Origin of the sequence: Modestobacter versicolor (assembly GCF_014195485.1) — a bacterium.
Taxonomy (GTDB): Bacteria; Actinomycetota; Actinomycetes; order Mycobacteriales; family Geodermatophilaceae; genus Modestobacter; species Modestobacter versicolor.
Map to the genome: position 1 here is coordinate 1198151 of NZ_JACIBU010000001.1, position 22925 is coordinate 1221075.

Genomic DNA, 22925 nt, shown 5'->3' on the forward strand with positions numbered 1-22925 from the left:
CCCCACCGGGTGACCGTCAGGAGCGGATGAACTCCAGCAGGTCGGCGTTGATCGTCGCGGCCTCCGTGGTGGGCATGCCGTGCGGGAAGCCGGCGTAGGTCTTCAGCGTCCCGTTCGGCAGCAGCTCCGCCGAGAGCGGCCCGGAGTCGGCGTAGGGCACGACCTGGTCGTCGTCGCCGTGCATGACCAGCACCGGCACCGTGATCTTCTTCAGGTCGTCGGTGAAGTCGGTCTGGGAGAAGGCGACGACGCCGTCGTAGTGGGCCTTGGCGCCGCCCATCATCCCCTGCCGCCACCAGTTCTGGATCACGGCCTCCTGCGGCTCCACGCCGGGCCGGTTGAAGCCGTAGAACGCGGTCGCGGGCAGCTCCCGGTAGAAGTTCGACCGGTTGGTGGCGACCTGCTCCTGGATGCCGTCGAAGACGCTCTTGGGCAGCCCGCCCGGGTTGGCCTCGGTCTGCACCATGATCGGCGGCACGGCGCTGATCAGCACCGCCTTGGCGACCCGGTCCTGACCGTGCCGGGCGATGTGGTGGGCGACCTCGCCGCCGCCGGTCGAGTGGCCGACGTGCACGGCGTCGTGCAGGTCCAGGTGCGCGACGACGGCGGCGAGGTCGTCGGCGTAGTGGTCCATGTCGTGGCCGTCGCCGGTCTGGGTCGAGCGGCCGTGGCCCCGCCGGTCGTGGGCGACCACGCGGTAGCCGTGCTGGACGAAGAACATCAGCTGGGCGTCCCAGTCGTCCGAGGACAGCGGCCAGCCGTGGCTGAACACGATCGGCTGCCCGGTGCCCCAGTCCTTGTAGAAGATCTCGACGCCGTCGGTGGTGGTGACGATGGGCATGGTGCTCCTCCTGGGTTCGGAGTCGTGCGGGACGGTTCGGTCGGCGCTGACCCGGCCGCGGCCGGTCCGACCGCGGGCCGCCCCGGACGTTAGGTCGGGGGCCCGCCGCCGGGTGTGCTGTGCGTGCCGGGCTCCGGACCGTGGCTGCCACTCCGCGGCTCCGTGAGATCCTTTACACGGCCGCTCGCCGGCCAGCAGGATCCCCACCGTCAGGGCAGCGCCGCCGTGGAAACACCCCCCAGGAGCGCCCCGTGGTGACCGTGCTCGACACCGACCGGCTCGCGCCGCCCGACCGCCGGCCCGCCGAGGTCGCCGCCCGGCTCGAGGCCGCGATGGTCTCCACGGTCCGGATCAGCAGCTCCCCGCTGCCGGTGCGCGCCCGGCTGGACACCTGGGACCTCGGTGGCATCTCGGTGCTCCGCGCCGACCTCACCGGCGAGCTGGCGTTCCGGCGCTCGCCGCGCCAGGCGCGGGAGGACACCGTGCCGACCGTGTCCTTCACCGTCCAGGAGGTCGGCGAGGGGCTGCACGACCACCTGGACCGGCGGCAGGTGGTGCCGTGCGGCGGGCTGGCGCTCACCGAGGTCTCGACCGCCTACGACTACGCCTGGACCGGCCGCGGGGTGTGCCGGGCGCTGACGATCCCCGTGCACCGGCTGGGCCTGCCGGTCGACGTCGTGCGCCGCGCGGTGCCGCTGGCCCACCGCAGCCCGTTCCACCCGCTGGTCGCCGCCCACCTGGACCAGGTCACCCGGGACGTCGCCCAGCTCGCCGGCCGGCCGCTGGTCGACGCGCTCGCCGCGGCGACGATCGACCTGACCCGCACCCTGCTCGCCTCCGCCGCCGCCGGCGACCGCGCGCGGGCGGACGTGGCGGCGGAGACCCTGCTGACCCGGGTGCGCGCGTACGTGCGCCGGCACCTGGACGAGCCGGGGCTGGACGCCGAGCGGATCGCCGCCGCGCACGCCATCTCGGTCCGCCAGCTGTACCGGCTCTGCGCCGCGGGCGGGTTCAGCCTCGAGCAGTGGATCATCGAGGAACGGCTGGAGGGAGCCCGGGCCGAGCTCGCCTCCGCGCCCGGCCGCCAGGGTCCGGTCGCCGTGGTCGCCCGCCGGTGGGGCTTCTCCGACCCCTCGTACTTCAGCCGCCGCTTCCGGCGGGCCTTCGGCCTGACCCCGCGCGAGTGGCGGCAGGCGTCGGCCGCGCCGTCGGCCCCGCCTCCGCAGCTGCCCCGGCCACGCCCCCGCGACGACGGCTGACGCCGGGCAGCCGGCGCGGTACGACGCGCCGGTGTCGAACAGGTGTTCGATCCGCGTGAGAGCATCACCGGGTGGCAGGTGGGATGAGCCGGGGGCGGCACGGCGGGTCGCTGGCCGACCGGGCCGCCCGGTCCGGGGTCCCCGCCCCACCGCCGCCAGCACCCACACCCCCGGCACCCCCGCCGTCCGGCCGGCCGCCGGTGCGCCGGCCCGCCGGCGAGGGGCACGGCCGGCACTGCTGGGTGCACGACCCGCCGGACGCCCCGGGCACCTGGCCGGGCCTGCTGGTGGAGTGGCGCCAGCGGGAGGACGGCTGGCACGGCCGGGTGGCCTACACCGTCGTCGGCGACCACGGCCCGGTGCTGGTGGAGGCCTGGCTGCCCGCCGAGCAGCTCAAGCAGGGCTGATCTCCGCGCGGGCCCGCCCGGCGTCCGGAGCCGGGGGTGTGGCAGGGCCCCCGCTGAACGCTCCGGCGCGACCTAGGTTGGCGTTCGTGAGCACCCTCGGGATCATCGGCGCCGGCCAGGCGGGGAGCACGCTCGCCCGGGTGTCGATCGCGGCCGGCTACGACGTCGTGATCGCCAACTCGCGGGACCCCCGGACGCTGGCCGGGCTCGTCGGCGAGCTGGGCCCGCGGGCGCGCGCCGCCTCCGCCGCCGAGGCCGCGGCTGCGGCGGACTTCGCGTTCCTCGCGTACCCCTACGCACCCACCGACCACCTCCCGGTCGAGGAGCTCGCCGGGAAGGTGGTGATCGACAACAACAACTACATGGCCTGGCGGGACGGCCACCTCCCCGAGGTCGACTCCGGCCGGACGACCGTCCACGAGCTGCGCCAGCAGCAGCTGCCCACCTCGAAGGTGGTCAAGGCCTTCACGCACGTCCAGTTCCACGAGCGCTCGCCCGTGCGGGTGCCCAGCGACCTGCTGCCCGCCGTCGTCCGGTTGGCCCGGCCGGCCGGAGCACCGGACCGGAAGGCGCTGGTCGTCTCCAGCGACCACGCGGACGCGGTCGAGCTGGTGACCCGCTTCTACGACGACCTGGGGTTCGACGCGGTGGACAACAGCCCGCTGAGCGAGTCGTGGCGCAGCGCGCCCGGCACGCCGATGTGGCGCCACCACGTCGACGGGCAGAGCCGCGAGGAGCTGGTCCGCAACCTGCGGCTCGCCCGGCGCCCCGGCTGAGCCGGTCGGTTTGGGCGGACCCCGTCGCGGGATACCGCAGGACCAGCACGCCCGGAACCGCTGGGCGGCGAGAGCGGAGGACGAGGATGACCAGCCCGCACGACGAACCGACGCTCGACGACGTGATCCTCCCCGAGGAGCCGGTCACCCGGGACCGCACCCAGCACGCCAAGGACCCGCACCCGTCCGACGAGGTGCTCGAGCACCGCACCGAGCTGGAGCGGCAGGCCGTGGGCTCCGACGACGCCGACCCCGCGGGCGCCTACGAGCACGACGCGACCGAGGCCTGAGACCCGCGGTCCCTGGGCGCGGCGGGTCAGCCGCGCTCCAGGGACCGGGTCCGGCCCAGCAGCACGGTGAGCAGCAGCGCGGCCAGCGTGGACCCGCCGGCCAGCAGCGCCACCCCGGTCCAGCCGGCGTCGGACCAGGCACGGCCGGCCAGCGTGCCGCCCACCGAGGAACCGACGTAGTACCAGAACGAGTAGAGCGACGAGGCCTGCCCGACGGCCCGCCCGCCCAGCTGCGCGCGCACCGCCACCCAGCCGCTGGCCACCCCGTGCGCGGCGAAGAAGCCGGTGGTCAGCACGCACAGGCCCAGCACGACGCACCACAGCGGCGTGGGCAGGGTGAGGGCGATGCCGGCGCCCATCACCAGCACCGCGCCGGGCACCACCAGCCGCCGGCCGAACCGGTCGGCCAGCGCACCGGCGGTCGGCGAGCTCGCCGAGCCCAGCAGGTAGGCCAGGAACACCAGCCCGGCCAGCGCCGGCGTCAGCGAGTAGGGCTCGGACTCCAGCCGGAAGGTACCGGCGTTGTAGACGGCGACGAAGCCGCCCATCAGCAGCGCCGCGATCCCGTACAGCGCGAGCAGCGCGGGGTCGGTGAACGCCCCGGCGAGCTGGCGGAGCAGCGGCCCCTGCCGGAGCACCGGGGCGAACCGCCGGGACGGCGGCAGCAGCAGCCGGACGGCGACCGCGCAGCCGACCGCGAGCACGGCCGCGCCGCCCAGCGCCGCCCGCCAGCCGCCCAGCTCGGTGAGGAACCCGCTGAGCAGCCGGCCGGTGAGCCCACCGATCGCCGTGCCGCTGACGTACAGGCCGATCGCCCGGGAGCTGACCGCCGGGTGCAGCTCCTCCCGCAGGTAGGCGACGGCGACCGCGGGCAGCCCGGCGAGCGCGAAGCCCTGCAGCCCGCGCAGCACCAGCAGCACCCACCACGACGGGGCGAGCGCGATGAGGACGGCGAGCAGCGCGGCGGCGGCGAGGCTGGCGTGCAGGATGCCGGTGCGGCCCCGCCGGTCGGAGACGGGTCCGAGCACCAGCAGCCCGACGGCGAGCGCGCCCGTGCTGGTCGAGATGGCCAGGGTCGAGGACGCCGGGGAGACGCCGAAGGACCGGGTGAGCTCGGGCAGCAGCGCCTGCGGGGCGTAGAGCGTGGCGAAGACGGCGACCCCGGCGAGGAAGACCGCGAGCGCCGCCCGCCGGAACGCCGGTTCACCGACCTGGTGCCCCGGCCACGCCTCCGTCACCCGGTGCAGCCTGCCCCTGTGAGCGCGGGCACCCCGCGCAGGGGTCAGGAGGCCTGCTCGGCCACCAACGCCTCGGCGAGGGAGTCCAGCGCCTCGCGGGCCACCTCGGCGTCGTCGAAGGCCACCGGGGCGCCGTCGTCGGTGAGCGTCTTCTCGTGACCGCGCCCGACGACGAGCACGACGTCCCGCTCCCCGGCCGCCTGCACCGCCTCGGTGATGGCCTCCCGCCGGTCCAGCACGGTGTGCACCACGCCGCTGCCGCCGATCAGCCCGACCCGCAGCTCCTCGACGATCGCCTCGGGCCGCTCGCCGTGGCTGCCCTCGTTGGTCAGCCAGACGGCGTCGGCGGCGCGCGCCGACACCCCCAGCCCCTGCCGCTTGTAGCGGTCCCGGCGGCCCCGGGCCCCGAGCACCAGGTGCACCCGGCCGGCCGGGCCGGTGAGCCCGCGCGCGGTCTGCAGCGCCTCGGCCAGCGCGCGGGGGGTGTGCGCGTAGTCGACGACCACCAGCGGGCCGCCCGCACCGCGCAGCAGGGTGTTGCGGCCGGCCGGTGGTGCGGTCGCGGCCAGCCCGGCGGCGACGGTGTCCGGGGACAGCCCCAGCGAGCGGCCGGTGGCCCAGGCGGCAGCGAGGTTGCTGACGTGCACCCGACCCACCAGCGGTGAGCAGATCCAGTGCCGGCCGTCGGGGTCCTCGAGCACGAGGCTGGTGCCCTCGGCCCCGGTGCGCCAGCTGATGACCCGCACGTCGGCGTCGGCGTCCGCGCGGGTGGAGACCCGGGTGACCGGCACCCGGGTCTGGTCGGCCAGCCGCCGGCCCCACGGCTCGTCGACGACGACGACCGCGCTGTCGGAGCGCTCGGGGCTGAACAGCAGCGCCTTGCTGGCCCAGTACTGCTCGATGGTGCCGTGGTGGTCGAGGTGGTCCTCCTCGAAGCCGGTGAAGACCGCCACCTCGACGTGCACGCCGTCGACCCGGCCGACGTCCAGCGCGATCGAGGACGCCTCGACCACCGCGCTGGTGGCCCCGGCGTCGCGCATCCAGCGGAGCAGGCCGTGCAGCTCCGGGGCCTCGGGCGTGGTCAGCCGGGTGCCGCGCTCCTGCCCGGCGACCCGGGCACCCAGCGTGGTGACCACCCCGGCGCACTCCCCCGCGGCCTCGAGCACCCCGCGCACCAGCGTGCTCGTCGTCGTCTTGCCGTTGCTGCCGGTGACGCCGACCAGCCGGAGCTCGTCGGCGGGGTCACCGGCGAGCAGGGCGCCCAGCGGGCCGAGCAGGGCGCGCACCGAGGGCACCTGCAGCCGGGGCGCGTCCCCGGGCACCGGGCGGTCGGTGAGCAGGGCGGCCGCCCCGGCGGCCACGGCGGCCTCGGCGAAGCGGTGACCGTCGCTGCTGCCGCCGCGCACGCAGGCGAACAGCGACCCCGGCGTGACCGCGCGGGAGTCGGTGACCAGCCCGCGCAGCAGGAGGTCGTCAGCACCCCCGGAGCGGGCGACCGGGCCGGTGGCGACGGCGCGAGCCCGGTGTTCGACGGCTGACCAGGTCACGGGCGGGAGCGACACCCAGGGAACGCTAAGGCCGAACGGCCAGGTCGGCAGCGCGAGACCGGAATGCGCGGCACCGAACGGGCTCCGGCGGCGGCCCGGTGCAGCCGCTGGTTGGCTGGGGGCGTGCCGCGACTGGAGCCGGGCGACGTCGCCTGCTGGGTGGTCAAGAGCAGTTCCCCGCTGGACGTCGTGGCCCCGGGATGGGCACCGGGGACCACCCGGGAGCTGGTCCGCTGCCTGCGTCGCTCCTACCGGCTGGACCTGATGGGCCCGGGCCAGCCGTGCCTGCTGTGGGTCAGCGGCCGCGACCGGCCGGGCGTGCACGCGGTGGGCGAGCTGACCGCGGTCCCCGCGGCAGGCGGGAGCGGGCCGGAGGTCGCCGTCCGGCTGACCCGGCTGGCGGAGCCGGTCGACCGCGCCGACCTGCTGGCCGACCCGGGGGCGCGCGCGGCGGAGGTGCTGCGGATGCCGGCCGGCAGCAACCCCTCGTGGCTGTCGCCGGCCCAGTACGCGGCCGTGCTCGCCCAGCTGGCGCCGGTCAGGAGCCCCGCGGCGCGTACATGAGGATCCCCACGCCGACCAGGCAGACCAGGGCGCCGGCGGCGTCCCAGCGGTCCGGCCGGAAGCCGTCGGCGACCGCGGCCCACAGCAGCGACCCGACGATGAAGACCCCGCCGTAGGCCGCCAGCACCCGGCCGAACGCCGCGTCCGGCTGCAGGGTCGCCACCACCCCGTACAGCGCGAGGGCCACCGCGCCGGCGCCGACCCACGCCCAGCCGCGGTGCTCGCGCAGGCCCTGCCAGACCAGCCAGGCGCCGCCGATCTCCAGCAGCGCGGCGAGCACGAACAGGGCGATGGAGCGGGCGGTCACGGCGCCCACTCTGCCGCCTCCCCGGCCGGGGCTGGGACCATGGCTCCTCGTGACGGACAGCCGGTACCGCTGGGGCGGGCTCGCGTGGGCACTCACGCTGCAGTTCTTCGTCGTCGAGGCGATCGCCGCATCGCAGTTCGGCGGCTACTCCTACTCGGGGGACGTGATCAGCGACCTGGGGACGGCGGACTCGGCCGCCCGGGTGCTGATGAACGCCTCGTTCGTCGTCCAGGGGCTGCTGATCGCCGCGGGCGCGCTGCTGCTCGGCCCCGGGCTCGCCGGCACCGGCGGGCGGCTGGCCCGGGTGCTGCTGGTGGTCGCCGGCCTCGGGGTGCTGGTGGTGGGCCTCTTCCCCTCCGACGGCAACGCCACGGTGCACGGGATCGGCGCCACCGCGCACCTGCTGGGCGGTGGGCTCGGGCTCATCGCGCTGGCGTACGGGGTGCGCCCCCGGTCCGAGGAGCTCGGCACCACGCTGGCGGTGCTCGGGCTGGTCGGGGTCATCGGCACGATCTTCTTCGGCTCGGCCGTCTTCCTGCTGCTGGGCGAGGGCGGCATGGAGCGGGTGGCCGGCTACGTCATCCCGCTCGGCCTCACCGCGGCCGGCATCGCGCTGTGGCGGCAGAAGGACGACTGGCTGGCGCTGACCAACCCCGACGGCACGCCCAGCCGGCGGCAGCTGCGCGAGGACGCCCGGCTCGAGCGGCTGCAGCGCGCCGCCGAGCGCGACGCCGCCCTGGAGGCCGCGGCCCGTCGGCCGGCGGAGCGCCCGGCGCCGCCGGCCGCTGCACCGCGGGCGGCCGACGAGGACGACGACTTCGACCCCGAGGACCCCTGGGCGCCACGCCGCCGCTGAACGCGCCCGGCCCGAGAGGCGGGGACGGCCACCCCCGCCCGCTCGGTCACCGCCCTCGGGATGGCCGTCCCGGAGCGGTGTCGGCGTCACCGGTTCAGCAGCAGCCGGTGTCCGTGCACTCGCAGCCGCAGTCGCAGGTCATCGTGGGCATGCGCGGTCCCCTCCCTCCGGTTCCTCGGTCGGCGGGCACCAGGTGCCCGGGGCCGGTGGCGGGCAGTCGGCCTGCGGCAGCGCGGCGGCCATGGCGGCCATCTCCGTGCGCAGGGCGACCAGCCGGGCGATCTCCGCGTCGACCTCGGCGAGGCGGCGGCCGAGCAGCTCACCGGCGGGTTCGCAGGGGCACTCCCCGGTGTCCCGGACGGCGAGCAGGTGCCCGATGTCGACCAGCCGGAGGCCCAGCCGCTGGGCGCCCTGGATGAACCGCAGCCGGTCGACCGCGCCGGCGTCGTAGTCGCGGTAGCCGCCCGCGGTGCGCCGGGGCGGCGGGAGCAGGCCGACCCGCTCGTAGTAGCGGACGGTGTCGGTGGGCACGCCCACGGACCGGGCGAGCTCGGCGACCCGGAGCCCGCGGGCGGTCGTCGTCGTCATGCCGCCATCGTCGACCCTGGACCCGGGTCCGGGGTCAAGCCCGCTCGCCGGTCAGGAGCAGCAGGCGTCGGCGCCCTCGGGGGTGAGCGCGGCGAGGGTGGCCAGCGCCTTCACCGGGCCGGCGAGGGCCTCGCAGCACAACGCGTACACGTTGCTGCGGCCCTTGGGGGTGATGGTGACCAGCCCCTGCTCGCGCAGCGGGGCGAGGTGGTGGCTGACCAGGGTCTGGCTCATCCCGGCCGCGTCGGTGAGCTCGCGGACGGTGCGCGGGCCCTCGGCGAGCAGCAGCAGCAGGTGCAGCCGGTTCGGGTCCGACAGCGCCTTCAGCTGGGGGGCGAGCAGCCGGGCGCGGTCGGCCGGCGAGGTCTGCTCGTCGACGTCGAGGAGGCGGACGTCCAGGGCCTGCGTCATGCGGCCAGTCTGCCACATCGCCGTTGCTGTCAACAGCATCCGCTGTTAATGTCCCTCGACGTTGGTGGACGACGAGGACGGAGCACGCCATGAGCGCAGACACGACGGACGACCTGCCGGTCGTGGTGATCGGGGCGGGGCCGGTCGGCCTGGCCGCCGCCGCCCACCTGCTCGAGCGCGGCCTGGAGCCGCTCGTGCTGGAGGCCGGGCCCACGCCCGGGGCCGCGGTGCGCGCCTGGGGGCACGTCCGGCTGTTCTCGCCCTGGGAGTACGACGTCGACGCCGCGGCCGCCCGGCTGCTGGCCGCCGAGGGCTGGACGGCGCCCGACCCGGACGCGCTGCCCACCGGCGCCGAGCTGGTCGAGGGCTACCTCGCCCCGCTCGCGGCGACCGCAGCCCTGGCGCCGCGGATCCGCACCGGCGTGCGGGTGACCGCCGTGTCCCGGGCCGGGGTGGACAAGACCCGCACGGTGGGCCGCGAGGGCCGGCCCTACCTGGTGCGGACCGTCGTCGACGGCCGGGTCGAGGACCTCCCCGCGCGAGCGGTCGTCGACGCCTCGGGCACCTGGGGCCAGCGCAACCCGCTGGGCACCGCCGGGCTCCCCGCCGTCGGCGAGCCGGAGGCCGCACCGTGGCTGACCGGCCCGCTCCCCGACGTGCTCGGCGCCGACCGGGCCCGGTTCGCCGGGAAGCACACCCTGGTCATCGGCATGGGGCACTCCGCCGCCAACACGCTGCTCGCCCTGGTCGCCCTCCGGGAGACCGTGCCCGGCACGGAGATCAGCTGGGCCATCCGCGGCCGCTCCCCCGCCCGGCTCTACGGCGGCGGCGACGACGACGGCCTCCCGGCCCGCGGCCTGCTGGGCTCGCGGCTCGAGGAGGCGGTGCAGGCCGGCGCCGTCACCCTGCACCGCGAGGTGGCGGTCACCGCCCTGACGCCGTCCGCCGGCGGCCGGCTGAGGGTCACCGGCACCGCCCGCGACGGCGCGGCCCTCGCGCTCGACGTCGACGCGGTCGCCGCGGCGACCGGTTTCCGCCCCGACCTCGCGATGCTCCGCGAGGTGCGGCTGGACCTCGACCCGGCGCTGGAGGCGCCGGTTCGGCTGGCGCCGCTGATCGACCCGAACTCCCACTCCTGCGGCACCGTCCCGCCGCACGGGCACCGCGAGCTGGCCCACCCCGACGAGGGCCTCTACCTGGTCGGGATGAAGTCCTACGGCCGGGCGCCGACGTTCCTGCTGGCCACCGGCTACGAGCAGGTCCGCTCGGTCGCCGCGGCCCTCGCCGGCGACACCGCCGGCGCCGACCAGGTGCAGCTGCACCTGCCCTCCACCGGCGTCTGCAGCACCGACCTCGGCGCCCGCGAGGACGCCGAGACGTCTGCGGCGAGCTGCGCGACGCCGGTCGGCTTCAGCACCGGACGGGAGCACGGCTGGTCCGCGGAGCACGACGACGAGGTCGCCGTCGCCGGCGCGTGAGCCCGCCACGCGAGCAGATCGCTCCCCCGCTGGTGCTCTTCGCGCTCTGCGCGACGCCCGCACCACCCCGGCCGGCCGGACGGTGGCGATCGTCGCCGCCCCGGCGGCCGCCCTCGCCCTGCTGGCGGGCCGTGCCCGGACCGGGTGCCGCTGCTGATCGGACTGGCCGGGCTGGTCGCCGCCGCGGCGGGCGCGGCGGCGCTCAGCTCGTCCCGGTGACCGCCGTGCCGGTCAGTGGTGGGCGTGGACGACGGCGTGCCCCTTGCCGCGGCCCATCAGCCACCGGTTGACCGGCGTCGTGATCACGAAGGCCAGCGCCAGCGATGCCGCGAGCGCGCCCCAGAAGAAACCGCTGGCCAGGCCGGCGTCCATGGCCCCCGGGATGAGCAGCATCGCCGAGTTGTCGATGACCTCCATGACGGCGATCGAGATCGTGTCCGCGGCCAGCGCGACGCCCAGCGCCTGCCGGAGCGGGAGGCCGGCGCGCAGCACCCCGCGCATGGTCAGCGCGTAGCCGAACACGAACGCCAGCGCGATCGCGAGGGCCACGGTGGCCAGCTCGTGCAGGCCCAGCGAGGTGCCGATCACCATGCCCAGCACCTCACCGATCGCACAGCCGGTGAGGCAGTGCAGCGTGGCCTGGGCGGCCATCGCCCAGCTGACCGGGCCGCGGTGCCCGACGTGCCCCGCGGGTCGGTCGTGCAGGGACGGGGCGGGGTGCTGGTGCATCGGTCCTCCTCGGGTCGGCCGGTGCGACCTTTATACCCCCCGGGGGTATCCGTGTCACCCCCTCAGCGCCCGGCGGCGGGCACCTGCAGCTCGGCGAGCAGGCCGCGGACGCGGCCCTCGATCTCGTCGCGGATCGGGCGCACCGACTCCACGCCCTTGCCGGCCGGGTCCTCGAGCACCCAGTCCAGGTACCGCTTGCCGGGGAAGACCGGGCAGGCGTCACCGCAGCCCATGGTGATGACCACGTCGGAGGCCTCGACCGCGTCGGTGGTGAGCACCTTGGGCTGCTGGTCGGAGATGTCGATGCCGACCTCGGCCATGGCGACGACGGCCGAGGGGTTGACCTGGTCGCCCGGGACCGACCCGGCCGAGCGGACCTCGACGGCGTCGCCGGCCAGGTGGCGCAGCCACCCTGCGGCCATCTGGGACCGGCCGGCGTTGTGCACGCAGACGAACAGGACACTGGGGGTGCTCATGCGCTCCTCCGGGAGGGCTCGGTGGTGGTGGGGACGGTCGGGTCGCCGGGGAACCAGCGGCGGGCGGCCCGGAGCGAGACGTGGACGAGCGCGACGAGCACCGGCACCTCGATCAGCGGGCCGACGACGCCGGCGAGGGCCTGGCCGGAGGTGACGCCGAAGGTGCCGATCGCCACGGCGATGGCCAGCTCGAAGTTGTTGCCGGCGGCGGTGAAGGCGAGCGTGGCGGTCTTCGCGTAGCCCAGCCGCAGCCGCATGCCGAGCAGGAACGAACCGCCGAACATCAGCGCGAAGTAGGCCAGCAGCGGCAGCGCGATCCGGACGACGTCCCAGGGGTTCGACGTGATGGCGTCGCCCTGCAGGGCGAACAGCATGACGATGGTGAACAGCAGCCCGTAGAGCGCCACCGGGCCGATCCGCGGCAGGAACCGGCCCTCGTACCAGTCGCGGCCCTTGCTGCGCTCGCCGATCGTGCGGGTGAGGAACCCGGCGACCAGCGGGATGCCGAGGAAGACCAGCACCGAGACGACGATGGCCCACACGCTGAACTCCGCCGAGGTGGTCGGCAGGCCCAGCCAGCCGGGGAGCACCTGCAGGTAGAACCAGCCGAGCGCGCCGAAGGCGAGGATCTGGAACACGGAGTTGATCGCGACCAGGACGGCGGCGGCCTCCCGGTCACCGCAGGACAGGTCGTTCCAGATCAGCACCATGGCGATGCACCGGGCCAGGCCGACGATGACCAGGCCGGTGCGGTACTCGGGCAGGTCGGGCAGCAGCACCCAGGCCAGGCCGAACATCAGCGCCGGCCCGATCAGCCAGTTCAGCACCAGCGAGGCGGCCAGCAGCCTGCGGTCGCCGGTGACCCGGTCCAGCTCGGAGTACCGGACCTTGGCCAGCACCGGGTACATCATCAGCAGCAGCCCGACCGCGATCGGCAGGCTCACCTCGCCGACCCGGACGGCGTCCAGCGCGTCGTCGAGGCCCGGCACCAGCCGGCCGAGCAGCAGACCGGCGACCATCGCCACCAGGATCCACACCGGCAGGAACCGGTCCAGCGTCGACAGCCGGGCCAGCACCGGGGTCTCCACGTCGGTGGCCGGCCGGGGGGTCTCGGCGACGGTGTCGCTCATGCGGGGGCTGCTCCTCGGGTTCATCGACACCGGTCGATGTCCGTGGTGAGGATGCCCGGGGTATCGACAGCCGTCAATGTCCGGCCGATACTGGCCCGGTGGACACCGCGCGGACGCAGCTGCTGGAGCTGGTCGACGTCGGCTGCACGCCCGCGGCGCTCGCCGACGCCATGAGCGCCGAGGCCGCCACCGAGCTCGCCCGCACGCTCAAGGCGCTCGCCGACCCGGCCCGGCTGCGGGTGCTCTCCCTGGTCGCCGGCGCCGAGGGCCGCGAGGTCTGCGCCTGCGACCTGACCACCCCGCTGGGGCTCTCCCAGCCGACGGTGTCGCACCACCTGAAGGTGCTCGTCGACGCCGGCTTCCTGCAGCGCGACAAGCGCGGCGTCTGGGCGTACTACTCGCTGGTGCCCGGCGCGCTGGACCGGGTCACCGGCGCGCTGCCCGGCGCGCGCTGACCCCGCCCGCGCCTGCTCAGCCCAGCAGCACTCCCCCGCGCACCACGACCCGCGGCGCGGCGTGCCGGGCCAGCAGGTCGACGGTGCGGGTCGCGTCGTGCACCAGCAGGTCGGCCGGCCCGCCGACCCGCAGGCCGTACCCGCCCAGCCCGAGCACCCGGGCCGCCGACGTGGTCACCAGGTCGACGAGCACCTCCTGCTGCGGCCCGGTGCGCATGTCGAGCAGGTGCGCGGCGAGGAAGGCCACCTCCAGCAGGGAGTGCCGGCCGAACGGGTAGTAGGCGTCCTCGATGTCGTCCTGGCCCAGCGCCACCGCCACGCCCATCGCGACCGCCCGCTCCACCGGGAGCGCGACCGACCCGGTGTGCGGGTCGCTGACCAGCCCCAGGCCGACCTCGCGGGCCAGCGCGAGCACCGCGGCCTGCCGCTCGGCGTCGTAGTGCCCCAGCGCGCGGGCGTGGCAGGCGACCCCGCGGCCCGCCAGCCCGTGCCGGCGCATCGCCTCGGCCAGCATCCGGGTGGTGTCGTAGCCGGGGTCCGGGGCGTCGTCGGTGAGCATCGCCACCCGCCGGCCCAGCCGGGCGGCCAGCGCGCAGGCCCACTCGACGTGCGCCTCCTGGTCGGCGGCCGACTCCTCGATCCACGGGATGCCGCCCACCACGTCGGCACCGGTGGCCAGCGCCTCCTCGACCAGCTCGGCGGCGCCCGGGTCGCGCAGCACGCCGTCCTGCGGGAAGGCGACGACCGAGACGTCGACCCGGCCGCGGAACTCCTCCCGGGCGGCCAGCACCGCCTGCACCCCCACCAGCCCGGCCGCGGTGTCGACGTCGGCGAAGGCCTGGACGTGCAGCACCCCGTGCCGTTCGCCGTCGGCCAGCGCCTGCCGGACCGAGGGCAGCAGCCGCTCGAGCGTGTACTGCTCCTTGACCGCCCGGGCCAGGTCGATGCCCCGCGCGGAGTCGGCCATCCCGTCGCCGGTGTAGGCCTGCAGCGCCGCGTCGCCGATCCAGGGCAGCGTGCGCACCTTGTCCAGGTGCAGGTGCGCGTCGACGAAGGGCTCGGTGACCAGGCCGCCGTCGGCCGCGACGACCACCGCGCCCGCCGGGACCGGTTGCGCGCCGGCCGGCGGCAGGGCGGTCACCACGCCGCCGGCGCAGTGCACGTCGACGACCGCACCGCTGCGCAACCGCGCACCGGTGACGACGAGGTCAGCTGGGTCGGTGGTCACGGCAGAGTCGTAGCAGGCGCAGATGTCGGCCCTGCTACGACGGCTCAGGTGGCGGAGCCGGCCTCCTGCGGCACGGGCACCGGCGGGCGCGGCCGGTCGCGGCGGCGGGACAGCGCCACCCCGGCCAGGCAGACCGCCCCGCCGACGAAGGCCAGCCCCGGCGGCACCTCGTCCAGCAGCAGCCAGCCCAGCAGCACGACGATCGGCGGCACCAGGTAGGTGGTGGCGCCCAGCCGGCCGGCGTCCATCCGGGACAGCGCGTACGCCCAGGTGCTGAAGGCGATCGCCGTCGGGACCACGCCGAGGTAGACCATCCCGGCGATCGAGGAGCCCGGGGCGTCGGCGAGCTCGCCGGTCAGCACGCCCGCCCAGGGCAGGCAGCAGACCGCCCCCATCGCGCACGCGGTGAAGGTGACCTGCAGCGGCGGGAGCCTGCGCAGCAGCGGCTTCTGCGCCACCACGCCGCCGGCGTAGGTGACCGCGGCGACCACGCACAGCGCGACGCCGAGCAGGTCGGCCCCGGCGCTGCGGGTGGCGACCCCGATGAGCAGCACCCCGCAGAAGGCGACGCCCAGCCCGATCACCAGCCAGCGCGGGAAGCCCTCGCCCAGCAGCAGCCCCGCGAACACCGCGATCAGCACCGGGCCGATGTTCACCAGCATCGCCGTCGTCCCGGCGTCCAGGTGCTGCTCGGCGGCGTTGAGCGCGACGTTGTAGATGCCGAACCAGCCCACCCCGCAGACCACCAGCAGCCGCCACTCACCGGCGGTGGGCCGCACCCAGCCGCGCGGGGCCAGCAGCACGCCGAGCACCAGGGTGCCGACGACGAGCCGGCCCAGCGCCAGGGCCCCGGGCGACAGGTCCTCCCCCACCGCGCGGATGCCGATGAAGGCCGACGCCCAGGCCAGCACGGTGACCACCACGGCCAGCAGGGTCAGCGGAGCTCGCGTCGCGGTGGGCACGACCGAGAACCTACGGACGCCGGACGGCGGGGTCTCGCGGGTTCCGGACGCGGCATCCGGGCTGGCCGTCGACCGGCGGTCTCTGGCGGGATGGGTGCGGTCCGGTCGGTGCGGCAGGGCACGATGCGCACATGACCGAGTCCCGCCACCTCACCGTCTCGATCGACCGGCCCGCCGCAGCCGTCTACGCCTACGTCCGCGACCCCGCCCACCTGCCGGAGTGGGCCGCCGGGCTGGCCGGCGGCATCCGGCGCGAGCGCGGCGAGTGGGTGGCCGACTCCCCGATGGGCCGGGTGCTCGTGCGGTTCGTCCCGGTCAACGAGTACGGCGTGCTCGACCACGACGTGGTGCTGCCCGACGGGACTACCACCACGAACCCGCTGCGCGTGCTGGCCGACGGCCCGGATCGCAGTGACGTGGTGTTCACCGCGCGCCGGCAGCCGGCGATGACCGACGAGGAGTGGGCCGCCGACACCGACGCGATCACCGCCGACCTCGGCACCCTCAAGCGGGTGCTCGAGGCCGGCTGACTCAGCGCTCCTGGTCGGTGGGGCGCACCAGCACCTCGTTGACCGCGACGTGCGGTGGCTGGGTGACCAGGAAGAGCACGGCGCGGGCGATGTCCTCGGCCTGCAGCGGCGTCATCGCCTGCGCCATCTCCTTCGACGCGCGCTTGGCCTCGGGCTGGGTGATGTGGTCGGTCAGCTCGGTCGCCACCGCACCGGGCTCGACCAGGCCGATCCGCACCCCGCGGCCGGTCACCTCCTGGCGCAGCGACTCGCTGAAGGCGTTCACCGCCCACTTGCTGGCGTTGTAGACCCCGGCGCCCTTGCGGGCCACCCGCCCGGCCACGCTGGACACGTTGACCACGTCGCCGGAGCCCTGCTCGACCATGCCCTCGATGGCGGCGTGGGTCATGTAGAGCACGCCCATGACGTTGGTCTGCAGCATCCGGCGCCAGTCCTCGGTGTCGGCGCCGACGATCGTGCCCAGCAGCATCACCCCGGCGTTGTTGACCAGGACGTCGAGCCCGCCCAGCTCTTCCCGGGTGCGGGCCACGGCGGCGGTGCAGGCCTGCTCGTCGGTGACGTCGAGGTCCAGCTGCAGCAGCCGGGCCCCGCCGTCGCGCAGCTTGCCGGCCAGCGCGTCCAGCCGGTCCCGGCGCCGCGCGCCGATCGCGACGGCGGCACCGGCCTCGGCCAGCGCGATCGCCGTCGCCTCCCCGATGCCCGAGGACGCCCCGGTCACCAGGGCGACCTTCCCGGCCAGTGGCTGCGTGCTCCCGCTCATGCGTGCCCCTCCTCCGGGCCGCCGGTGCGACCCCTCGCCGAGGCCTGTGCCCCGCCGGGGCGGGCGCCACGCGCCCGCGGTTCAGCGGGCGAACGGCCCGGCCAGCACCGCCCACTGCAGCAGCAGGACGGTCTTGGCGTCGACGATCCCGGTGCCCACCTGCGCGAGCGCCTCGTCGATGCCCAGCTCGACGACCTCGATGTCCTCGCCCTCGTCGGCCAGCCCGCCGCCGTCGGTCTGCCGGGTGCCGCTGCCGTACGGGCCGGCGAAGAAGTGCAGCCGCTCGGTGACCGAGCCCGGGCTCATGAACAGGTCGAAGACGTGGGTGAGCTCGCCGACCCGGTGCCCGGTCTCCTCCTCGGCCTCCCGGCGCACCGCGGTCGCCGGGTCGTCGTCGTCCAGCAGGCCGGCGGCGGCCTCCAGCAGCAGGCCGTCGGGGTGGCCGTTGACGTAGGCGGGGAACCGGAACTGGCGGGTGAGCAGCACCGTCCGGCGGTCCGGGTCGTAGAGCAGCACGGTGGCGCCGTTCCCGCGGTCGTAGGTCTCCCGCTGCTCGGTGCTCCAGTGCCCGTCGCGGTGCCGCATGTCGAACGTCGTCCGGCGGAGCACGTACCAGTCGCTGCTCAGCAGCTCGACCTCGCGCACCCGGACGTCGTCGTTGCCGGTCAGGTCGCGGCCCACCCGGTCCAGGCCGGTGCGGCCCCGCCGGTCCGGCTCGTCGATCCCCGCGGTCATGCCAGTTCTCCCTGCTCGGTGCGGACACGGTGCGGCCCGGCTCCTCCGCGGAGGAGCCGGGCCGGTCGATCGGTGTGCTGGCGGTCAGCGCGGTGGGTTGGCCCGGTCGACGTCGGACGGGTCGGCCCCGCCGGCGCCGGCCCGGTGGCCACCGGTGGCGCCCAGCGCCGGGCCGGTGCCGCCGGCGAAACCGCCCTCGTCGTAGAGCGCCGCCTTCATCTCCGCCGGTGCCAGTGCCCGGGCGAGGTGCCAGCCGGCCACGGCCACGATCGTGCCCAGGGCGATGCCCCCGAGGGAGAAGTTGTCGGTGAACGTCAGGTTGACGTTGCCGATCCCGATGATGATCCCGGCGGCCAGCGGCACCAGGTTGATCGGGTTGGCGAAGTCGACCCGGTTCTCCTTCCAGATCTTGGCGCCCAGCAGACCGATCATCCCGTAGAGGACGACGGTGATCCCGCCGAGCACGCCGCCCGGGGTGGCGTTGACGATCGCGCCGAACTTGGGCACCAGGCCGAGCAGGATCGCCACCAGCGCCGCGACGTAGTAGGCCGCGGTCGAGTAGACCCGGGTCGCGGCCATGACGCCGATGTTCTCCGCGTAGGTGGTCGTGGGCGAGCCGCCGACGGAGCTGGCGACCACGGTGCCGACGCCGTCGGCGAAGACCGCCCGGCCGAGCACCGGGTCGAGGTTGCGCTTGGTCATCTCGCCGACCGCCTTGACGTGCCCGGCGTTCTCCGCGACCAGCGCGATCACGGCCGGCAGCACCAGCAGCGAGAAGTTGACCGAGAACGACGGCGCGGTGAGGTCGGGCAGGCCGAACCAGTCGGCCTGGCCGACCGCGTCGAGGTTGACCCGGTCGCGGGTGACCACCGCGCCGGTGCCGTCGGGGGAGGTGATCTGCCCGGCGGTGGCGTCCAGCAGCAGCGAGAGCAGGTAGCCGAACACCAGCCCGAGCAGGATCGAGATGCGGGCCCAGAAGCCGCGCAGCGCCAGCGAGACGACGATGACGAAGGTCATCGTGGCCAGCGCCGCCCACTGGTCCTGCGGCCAGTACGTGGCCGCGGCGACCGGGGCGAGGTTGAAGCCGATCAGCAGGACGACCGCGCCGGTGACGGCCGGCGGCAAAACCTTGTTGACCACGACGGTGCCGGCCCGCTGGATCAGCAGCCCGACCAGGGCCAGCACGATGCCGGAGACCAGGATCGCGCCGACGACGTCGCCGCTGTCACCGCCCTGCGCCCGCACCGCGGCGACGCCGCCGACGAACGAGGCGCTGGTGCCCAGGTAGGACGGGACCTTCCCCTGCACGATGAGCAGGAAGATGATCGTCGCGATGCCGCTCATCATGATCGCGAGGTTCGCGTCCAGCCCCATGATGAGCGGGAAGACGAACGTCGCGCCGAACATGGCGACGACGTGCTGCGCGCCGATGCCGACGGTCAGCGGCCACGACAGCCGTTCGTCGGGCGCCACCGCCTCACCCAGCGGCGGGGTCTTCCCGTCCCCGTAGAGCTTCCAGCCGAACGCCATCAGGTCCTCCTCGAGCAGCCCGCCGAGCGAAGTAGCTCAGCGCTGAGGGATCGCACAATGACAGCCGAACAGCCCGCGCACCAGAGGGCTGGAGGACACGTTCACGTCACGGCGAACGCGTGCGACGGGGCGTAACACCACCGACTCACCCGAGTGACTCGAGCCCGTCGTCGAGGACCACGGAGGCCAGGCTCTCCAGCGGCGGGCGGTGCGGCTGGTCGAGCCCGCGCATCCGGGCGGCGTGCAGCGCGAGCAGCAGGTTCAGCCGCAGCGTCGGGTCGGTGGTGAAGGGCCCGAGCAGCCGCTCCAGCTTGCCGATCCGGTACCGCATCGTGTTGTAGTGGAAGTGCAGCCGGCGGGCGGACTCGGCGACGTTGAGGTTGGTCTCCAGCAGCACCCGCAGGGTGTCGCGGAGGTCGGTGGAGTCGACGTCCGAGGAGTCGGCCAGCGGGCCGAGCACCTCGTCGACGTAGGACCGCAGCTCGTTGCTGTCCGGGATGAGCGACAGCAACCGGAAGACGCCGAGCTGGTCGAAGTGGGTGACCGCGTGCCCGCCGTGGATCTCCTGGCCGACGACGAGGGCCCGCTGCGCCTGCTGGTAGGCCTCCGACAGCGCCGACAGCGACTCGGCCGGGCGGCCGATGCCGGTGCCCAGCAGCCGGCCGACCCGCCGCAGCCGGGCGTTGACCCGGGCGGTGACGGCCGCGACCAGCGCGGAGAGCTCCTCGGGGGTGCGCCCGTCCAGCGGCAGCACGGTGACGATCTCGGTGGCGAGGCCCGCGACGGCGGCCCCGGCCACCTCGGCGTCGATCGCGGCCCGCCAGCCGTCGGCGAGCCGGTCGAGCACGTCGAGCGCGCGGGTCGGGTCGGCGCTGGCGTCGGCGACCGTCTCGGTGCCGCTCACCAGGACCACGACCGGCCCGTCGAGCCGCCAGCCGAAGGAGCGGGTGTAGGCCAGCGTCCGCTCGGTGTGGCCGACCACCCCGCCGACCAGCCGGCGCACCAGGTCGCCCTGGAACCGGAGCTCGACGGAGTGCACGGCCTGGGAGCGGATCTCCGACAGCGCGGCGATGACCGCCGCCTGCTCGAGCACCGCACCGGCGCCGAGCAGCATCGGCCCGTGCCGGTTGACCGCGACGAGCCAGCCGTGGCGCTGCTCGCCGGCCATGATCGGGGCGACGGCGTACTCGCCGACCCCGCCGGGCAGCTCGTGGTGACCGGGCACCAGCAGGATGCCGTCGGCCGGGGAGAGGTCGGCGTCGGCGAGCACCTCGGCCGGGGTGACCACGCTCTGGTCGGCGCGGTTGCCCGACAGCCGCCGGGCCGGGGTGAGGTCACCGAAGGCGTCGTCGGCCGCGGCGTCGAGCAGCCACAGCCAGTCGCGGATCTCGGTGACCTCCTCCGGCGGGCCGGCGCTGGTCGCGACCTCGCGGTCGGGACCCAGGCCCAGCACCGCGGCGCCCGCCAGGAAGGTGGACACCTGGGTGGTGACCTCCGCCAGCCCACCGCCGGAGAGCGCGACGTCGATGAACTGGTTGTGCATCCGGTTGGCGAGCGACAGCGCCTGGGTCTGCTTGTCGATGATCGCGCCGAGCACCTCGGCGACGACCTCGTCCAGCCGGGTGGAGCTGGGCAGCGCCAGCACCGGGAAGCCGCGCCGGTCGGCCTCGGCGAGCACCTCGGCGGGCATCTCCCCCGCCGCGTTGCCGACCCCGGCCTCGGACCGGTAGGCCAGCGCGCCGTTGCCGCCGCGGTGCAGCCGCTCGATCAGCGCCCGGCTCTGGGCCGGGTCGGCCTGCGGGAGCCGTGAGGCGAGGATGACCAGGACGTCGGGCCCACCGGCGAGCGGGTCGGCCGGGTCGTCGACGGCGACGTGCCGGACGATCCGCCGGGTGCCGGTGGCGCCACCGACGACGATGGTGCCCTCGAGTCCAGGGAGCTGCAGCAGCTGGTCGACGGTGAGCCCCATGCTGTCCTGCATCGCGGTGCGGTCAGCCGGCGGGAGCTGCGAGAGGACCGGTTCCAGCGAGGCCGGGACGGTACTGAACGTAGCCGCCCGATCGCTGTGTGCAGCGTATGTCACGGATGCCTCACGTTCAGTCACTGTACGTACCCCCAAAACGCCGTGCCCGAGACATCTGCCCGAGATTCTGTCAGACGTCTCTGGACGGCGACAGCAACGCTTGGCGAGAATCGCCATACAGGCCCGGGGGACGCGCCACTTAGGTTCGTGACCCGGACACCTGTGCCTGGCACGGATGGTAGGTCGCTCCCGGCTGCGGACCGGGCGCGGGCTCCCGTCCGTCCGGGGAGCAGAGCCGGGACGGCGCCACACGGGGCGGCCGCCGTCGACCGCACGGGTGGAGGGCACATGCGCACCATCGACGAGAGCGCCGGCGGCCAGACCGCTGGCACTCACCACACCACGACCCACCGCACGACGCACCCCGGGCGCGCAGCCCGCGCCGGCGTGCCCACCCTGCACCTGCCCCGCAACTCGCCGGAGAACGGCGCCGCGGGCAACCGCGCCTCCGTCCCGGCGCAGGCCAGCACCGGTGTGGCAGACCTGCTGCGCGGGCCGGTGCGCTCCGCCCGCGTGCTGCTCAGCGTCCCGGCCGCGGTGTACCTCACGGTGCAGACGCCGCAGGGCCCCGACGTCGTCGGCGTGCTCACCTCCGACGCCGCCCGGCTGCCGCTGGGCTGCGTCCTCTTCCGCCCCTCCAACGGCCGGCCGCTGGTCTCGGTCCCCAGCGGGGCGCCGGCGCGGGTGGGCGGCGGCCGGCTGGTGGTCGGCGACCTCACCGTGAGCGCCGCTGCCTGGTGGGACCCGCGGCCCAAGCTGCCCACGGCCCGCCCGGCGCTGCTCCCCGAGGGCGTCCGCCAGCTCCGCGCGGCGCTCTACGGCGAGGGTGTGCCGCACAGCGCCTTCGTCCTGCCCGGCCTGCCCAGCGGGCCCAGCGGTCCGCTCGCCGCCCTGCGCGGCGCCGTCCGCCGGGCCGACCTGGACGCCGCGCTGCGCACCGCGACCCGGCTGGTCGGGCTCGGGCCCGGCCTGACCCCCGCCGGTGACGACGTGCTCGCCGGCACCACCGCCGGACTGGTGCTGCTCGGCCACCCGGCCGCGGAGCGCTTCGGCGCCGGGGTCACCGCCCTGGCCGCGGGCCGCACCACCGAGCTCTCCCGGGCGCTGCTGCGGCACGCCGCCGCCGGGCGGGTCAGCGGTGAGTTCGCCGCCGTCCTGCGCGGTCTGGTCGGCGACGGCGCGCTGGCCCCGGCGATCCAGGCCCTGCTGGCCACCGGCTCGACCAGCGGCCGGGCGCTCGCGCTGGGCCTGTGCACCGCGATCGACCTGGTCGACCGCACCACACGGCCGCGCTGAGCCGCCGGCGGGTCAGCCGAGGTCGACGGGGAGCAGCGGGGCCAGCCGGTTCCACTGGTCGATGGTGCAGCCGTTGGTGCGGGCGAGCTCCAGGCTGACGTCCTCCCCGGCCCACCGGCCGGTGACCCGGGCGGTCTGCGGGCCGCCGTACTGCTCGGTGCACACCTGGTCGGCCGGCAGCGGCGCGAGCGGGTCGGCCGTGGCCTCGAGCTGGTCGCAGACCGCCGCCGGGTCGGGGTAGGTGCCGCTGGGCTCGGGCTGGCAGACCAGGGTGTGCGCGACGGCCGGCGTGCCGTCGCCCGGGTCGACCTCGACCTGGAGGAACGACTCGGCCGGCCCGGCGGAGGACGGCTCGGGCGGCCCGGGGAACGCCGTGTCGTCCTGCGCGGCGCAGCCGGCGAGCAGCAACGGCAGCAGGCAGAGGACGGCGCGCCGCACGGTCGTGCCCG

The 22925-nt window shown here is 75.6% G+C and carries 26 protein-coding genes; 10 read left to right on the forward strand and 16 right to left on the reverse strand.

The genetic code is table 11. From position 1 onward, the window contains the following. Window positions 1-16 precede the first annotated feature (16 nt). Window positions 17-841 (reverse strand): alpha/beta fold hydrolase, encoded by an 825-nt coding sequence (locus tag FHX36_RS05800; protein WP_110552813.1) that lies wholly within the window; start codon window positions 839-841, stop codon window positions 17-19. Between the two features lie 251 nt (window positions 842-1092). On the opposite strand from FHX36_RS05800, the gene FHX36_RS23390 reads away from it, so the two are divergent. The 4 genes from FHX36_RS23390 (at window position 1093) to FHX36_RS05820 (ending at window position 3573) form a co-directional block, all read left to right on the forward strand. Then, window positions 1093-2100 carry a helix-turn-helix domain-containing protein gene (locus tag FHX36_RS23390; RefSeq protein WP_110552814.1) on the forward strand — a complete coding sequence of 336 codons (1008 nt, stop codon included), beginning with the start codon at window positions 1093-1095 and terminating at the stop codon, window positions 2098-2100. An 83-nt stretch (window positions 2101-2183) separates the two neighbouring features. Next, a complete protein-coding gene (locus tag FHX36_RS05810; protein ID WP_110552815.1) occupies window positions 2184-2507 on the forward strand; it encodes a hypothetical protein in 324 nt (107 codons plus the stop codon). 86 nt (window positions 2508-2593) lie between these two features. Next, window positions 2594-3283, forward strand: coding sequence for an NADPH-dependent F420 reductase (locus FHX36_RS05815; RefSeq protein WP_110552816.1), 690 nt, complete (start codon window positions 2594-2596; stop codon window positions 3281-3283). An 86-nt stretch (window positions 3284-3369) separates the two neighbouring features. Beyond that, entirely contained in the window at window positions 3370-3573 is a 204-nt protein-coding gene (locus FHX36_RS05820) for a hypothetical protein (RefSeq protein WP_110552817.1), read from the forward strand. A gap of 26 nt (window positions 3574-3599) precedes the next feature. Here the strand turns inward: FHX36_RS05820 and FHX36_RS05825 are convergent, their stop codons facing one another. Together FHX36_RS05825 and FHX36_RS05830 are read right to left on the reverse strand one after the other, a co-directional pair. Then, window positions 3600-4811, reverse strand: coding sequence for an MFS transporter (locus FHX36_RS05825; RefSeq protein WP_110552818.1), 1212 nt, complete (start codon window positions 4809-4811; stop codon window positions 3600-3602). 44 nt (window positions 4812-4855) lie between these two features. Next, complete coding sequence (locus tag FHX36_RS05830; protein ID WP_183513585.1) at window positions 4856-6373, reverse strand: UDP-N-acetylmuramyl-tripeptide synthetase; 1518 nt, start codon at window positions 6371-6373, stop codon at window positions 4856-4858. 108 nt (window positions 6374-6481) lie between these two features. Between FHX36_RS05830 and FHX36_RS05835 the strand changes: the two genes are divergently transcribed. Next, window positions 6482-6922, forward strand: a complete 441-nt coding sequence (locus FHX36_RS05835; protein WP_183513586.1) for a hypothetical protein — start codon at window positions 6482-6484, stop codon at window positions 6920-6922. On the opposite strand, the gene FHX36_RS05840 is transcribed toward FHX36_RS05835, so the two are convergent. Beyond that, entirely contained in the window at window positions 6897-7229 is a 333-nt protein-coding gene (locus FHX36_RS05840) for a YnfA family protein (RefSeq protein WP_110553441.1), read from the reverse strand. The genes FHX36_RS05835 and FHX36_RS05840 overlap by 26 nt on opposite strands. Window positions 7230-7278: 49 nt before the next feature. Between FHX36_RS05840 and FHX36_RS05845 the strand changes: the two genes are divergently transcribed. Next, a complete protein-coding gene (locus FHX36_RS05845) occupies window positions 7279-8085 on the forward strand; it encodes a DUF998 domain-containing protein (protein ID WP_110553439.1) in 807 nt (268 codons plus the stop codon). A gap of 138 nt (window positions 8086-8223) precedes the next feature. Here FHX36_RS05845 and FHX36_RS05850 read toward each other — a convergent pair whose 3' ends face one another. Beyond that, entirely contained in the window at window positions 8224-8673 is a 450-nt protein-coding gene (locus tag FHX36_RS05850; RefSeq protein WP_110553438.1) for a heavy metal-responsive transcriptional regulator, read from the reverse strand. A 51-nt stretch (window positions 8674-8724) separates the two neighbouring features. Next, entirely contained in the window at window positions 8725-9084 is a 360-nt protein-coding gene (locus tag FHX36_RS05855) for an ArsR/SmtB family transcription factor (protein WP_110553437.1), read from the reverse strand. Window positions 9085-9173: 89 nt separating this feature from the next. On the opposite strand from FHX36_RS05855, the gene FHX36_RS05860 reads away from it, so the two are divergent. Beyond that, entirely contained in the window at window positions 9174-10562 is a 1389-nt protein-coding gene (locus FHX36_RS05860; RefSeq protein WP_110553436.1) for an FAD-dependent oxidoreductase, read from the forward strand. 231 nt (window positions 10563-10793) lie between these two features. Here the strand turns inward: FHX36_RS05860 and FHX36_RS05865 are convergent, their stop codons facing one another. From FHX36_RS05865 to arsB, 3 genes are all read right to left on the reverse strand, one after another. After that, window positions 10794-11291 (reverse strand): DUF4396 domain-containing protein, encoded by a 498-nt coding sequence (locus FHX36_RS05865; RefSeq protein WP_110553435.1) that lies wholly within the window; start codon window positions 11289-11291, stop codon window positions 10794-10796. A gap of 62 nt (window positions 11292-11353) precedes the next feature. Next, window positions 11354-11767: an arsenate reductase ArsC gene (locus FHX36_RS05870; protein WP_110553434.1), complete on the reverse strand. Its 414-nt coding sequence runs from the start codon at window positions 11765-11767 to the stop codon at window positions 11354-11356. Continuing rightward, entirely contained in the window at window positions 11764-12897 is a 1134-nt protein-coding gene (arsB, locus tag FHX36_RS05875) for an ACR3 family arsenite efflux transporter (RefSeq protein ID WP_110553433.1), read from the reverse strand. The genes FHX36_RS05870 and arsB overlap by 4 nt, the downstream gene beginning before the upstream one ends. 98 nt (window positions 12898-12995) lie before the next feature. Between arsB and FHX36_RS05880 the strand changes: the two genes are divergently transcribed. Further along, window positions 12996-13352, forward strand: coding sequence for an ArsR/SmtB family transcription factor (locus FHX36_RS05880; protein ID WP_258372942.1), 357 nt, complete (start codon window positions 12996-12998; stop codon window positions 13350-13352). A gap of 16 nt (window positions 13353-13368) precedes the next feature. Here FHX36_RS05880 and FHX36_RS05885 read toward each other — a convergent pair whose 3' ends face one another. Then, window positions 13369-14580: an amidohydrolase family protein gene (locus tag FHX36_RS05885; RefSeq protein WP_183513587.1), complete on the reverse strand. Its 1212-nt coding sequence runs from the start codon at window positions 14578-14580 to the stop codon at window positions 13369-13371. 44 nt (window positions 14581-14624) lie between these two features. Beyond that, the gene (locus FHX36_RS05890; RefSeq protein ID WP_110553144.1) at window positions 14625-15542 is read right to left on the reverse strand and encodes a DMT family transporter; all 918 of its coding nucleotides are present in this window, start codon (window positions 15540-15542) and stop codon (window positions 14625-14627) included. Window positions 15543-15673: 131 nt separating this feature from the next. Between FHX36_RS05890 and FHX36_RS05895 the strand changes: the two genes are divergently transcribed. Further along, window positions 15674-16072: an SRPBCC family protein gene (locus tag FHX36_RS05895; RefSeq protein WP_110553143.1), complete on the forward strand. Its 399-nt coding sequence runs from the start codon at window positions 15674-15676 to the stop codon at window positions 16070-16072. Window position 16073: 1 nt separating this feature from the next. Here the strand turns inward: FHX36_RS05895 and FHX36_RS05900 are convergent, their stop codons facing one another. From FHX36_RS05900 to FHX36_RS05915, 4 genes are all read right to left on the reverse strand, one after another. After that, a complete protein-coding gene (locus FHX36_RS05900) occupies window positions 16074-16832 on the reverse strand; it encodes an SDR family NAD(P)-dependent oxidoreductase (protein WP_110553142.1) in 759 nt (252 codons plus the stop codon). An 81-nt stretch (window positions 16833-16913) separates the two neighbouring features. Next, window positions 16914-17567 carry an NUDIX domain-containing protein gene (locus tag FHX36_RS05905; protein ID WP_110553141.1) on the reverse strand — a complete coding sequence of 218 codons (654 nt, stop codon included), beginning with the start codon at window positions 17565-17567 and terminating at the stop codon, window positions 16914-16916. An 84-nt stretch (window positions 17568-17651) separates the two neighbouring features. After that, the gene (locus FHX36_RS05910; RefSeq protein WP_110553140.1) at window positions 17652-19097 is read right to left on the reverse strand and encodes a uracil-xanthine permease family protein; all 1446 of its coding nucleotides are present in this window, start codon (window positions 19095-19097) and stop codon (window positions 17652-17654) included. Window positions 19098-19242: 145 nt separating this feature from the next. After that, entirely contained in the window at window positions 19243-21078 is a 1836-nt protein-coding gene (locus FHX36_RS05915; RefSeq protein WP_221202789.1) for a PucR family transcriptional regulator, read from the reverse strand. A 390-nt stretch (window positions 21079-21468) separates the two neighbouring features. Here FHX36_RS05915 and FHX36_RS05920 point away from each other — a divergent pair, with 390 nt between their 5' ends. Then, window positions 21469-22476 (forward strand): oxamate carbamoyltransferase subunit AllH family protein, encoded by a 1008-nt coding sequence (locus FHX36_RS05920; RefSeq protein WP_183513588.1) that lies wholly within the window; start codon window positions 21469-21471, stop codon window positions 22474-22476. 12 nt (window positions 22477-22488) lie between these two features. Here FHX36_RS05920 and FHX36_RS05925 read toward each other — a convergent pair whose 3' ends face one another. Beyond that, window positions 22489-22914 carry an SSI family serine proteinase inhibitor gene (locus FHX36_RS05925; RefSeq protein WP_110553972.1) on the reverse strand — a complete coding sequence of 142 codons (426 nt, stop codon included), beginning with the start codon at window positions 22912-22914 and terminating at the stop codon, window positions 22489-22491. Window positions 22915-22925: the final 11 nt, after the last annotated feature.

Excerpts from the sequence above, each read along its gene's own strand:
- FHX36_RS05800 (WP_110552813.1), bottom strand. The coding sequence starts at position 841 with ATGCCCATCGTCACCACCACCGACGGCGTCGAGATCTTCTACAAGGAC.
- FHX36_RS05810 (WP_110552815.1), top strand. The coding sequence starts at position 2,184 with ATGAGCCGGGGGCGGCACGGCGGGTCGCTGGCCGACCGGGCCGCCCGG.
- FHX36_RS05820 (WP_110552817.1), top strand. The coding sequence starts at position 3,370 with ATGACCAGCCCGCACGACGAACCGACGCTCGACGACGTGATCCTCCCC.
- FHX36_RS05850 (WP_110553438.1), bottom strand. The coding sequence starts at position 8,673 with ATGACGACGACGACCGCCCGCGGGCTCCGGGTCGCCGAGCTCGCCCGG.
- FHX36_RS05855 (WP_110553437.1), bottom strand. The coding sequence starts at position 9,084 with ATGACGCAGGCCCTGGACGTCCGCCTCCTCGACGTCGACGAGCAGACC.
- FHX36_RS05860 (WP_110553436.1), top strand. The coding sequence starts at position 9,174 with ATGAGCGCAGACACGACGGACGACCTGCCGGTCGTGGTGATCGGGGCG.
- FHX36_RS05865 (WP_110553435.1), bottom strand. The coding sequence starts at position 11,291 with ATGCACCAGCACCCCGCCCCGTCCCTGCACGACCGACCCGCGGGGCAC.
- FHX36_RS05870 (WP_110553434.1), bottom strand. The coding sequence starts at position 11,767 with ATGAGCACCCCCAGTGTCCTGTTCGTCTGCGTGCACAACGCCGGCCGG.
- arsB (WP_110553433.1), bottom strand. The coding sequence starts at position 12,897 with ATGAGCGACACCGTCGCCGAGACCCCCCGGCCGGCCACCGACGTGGAG.
- FHX36_RS05895 (WP_110553143.1), top strand. The coding sequence starts at position 15,674 with ATGACCGAGTCCCGCCACCTCACCGTCTCGATCGACCGGCCCGCCGCA.
- FHX36_RS05900 (WP_110553142.1), bottom strand. The coding sequence starts at position 16,832 with ATGAGCGGGAGCACGCAGCCACTGGCCGGGAAGGTCGCCCTGGTGACC.
- FHX36_RS05905 (WP_110553141.1), bottom strand. The coding sequence starts at position 17,567 with ATGACCGCGGGGATCGACGAGCCGGACCGGCGGGGCCGCACCGGCCTG.
- FHX36_RS05910 (WP_110553140.1), bottom strand. The coding sequence starts at position 19,097 with ATGGCGTTCGGCTGGAAGCTCTACGGGGACGGGAAGACCCCGCCGCTG.
- FHX36_RS05915 (WP_221202789.1), bottom strand. The coding sequence starts at position 21,078 with ATGCAGGACAGCATGGGGCTCACCGTCGACCAGCTGCTGCAGCTCCCT.
- FHX36_RS05920 (WP_183513588.1), top strand. The coding sequence starts at position 21,469 with ATGCGCACCATCGACGAGAGCGCCGGCGGCCAGACCGCTGGCACTCAC.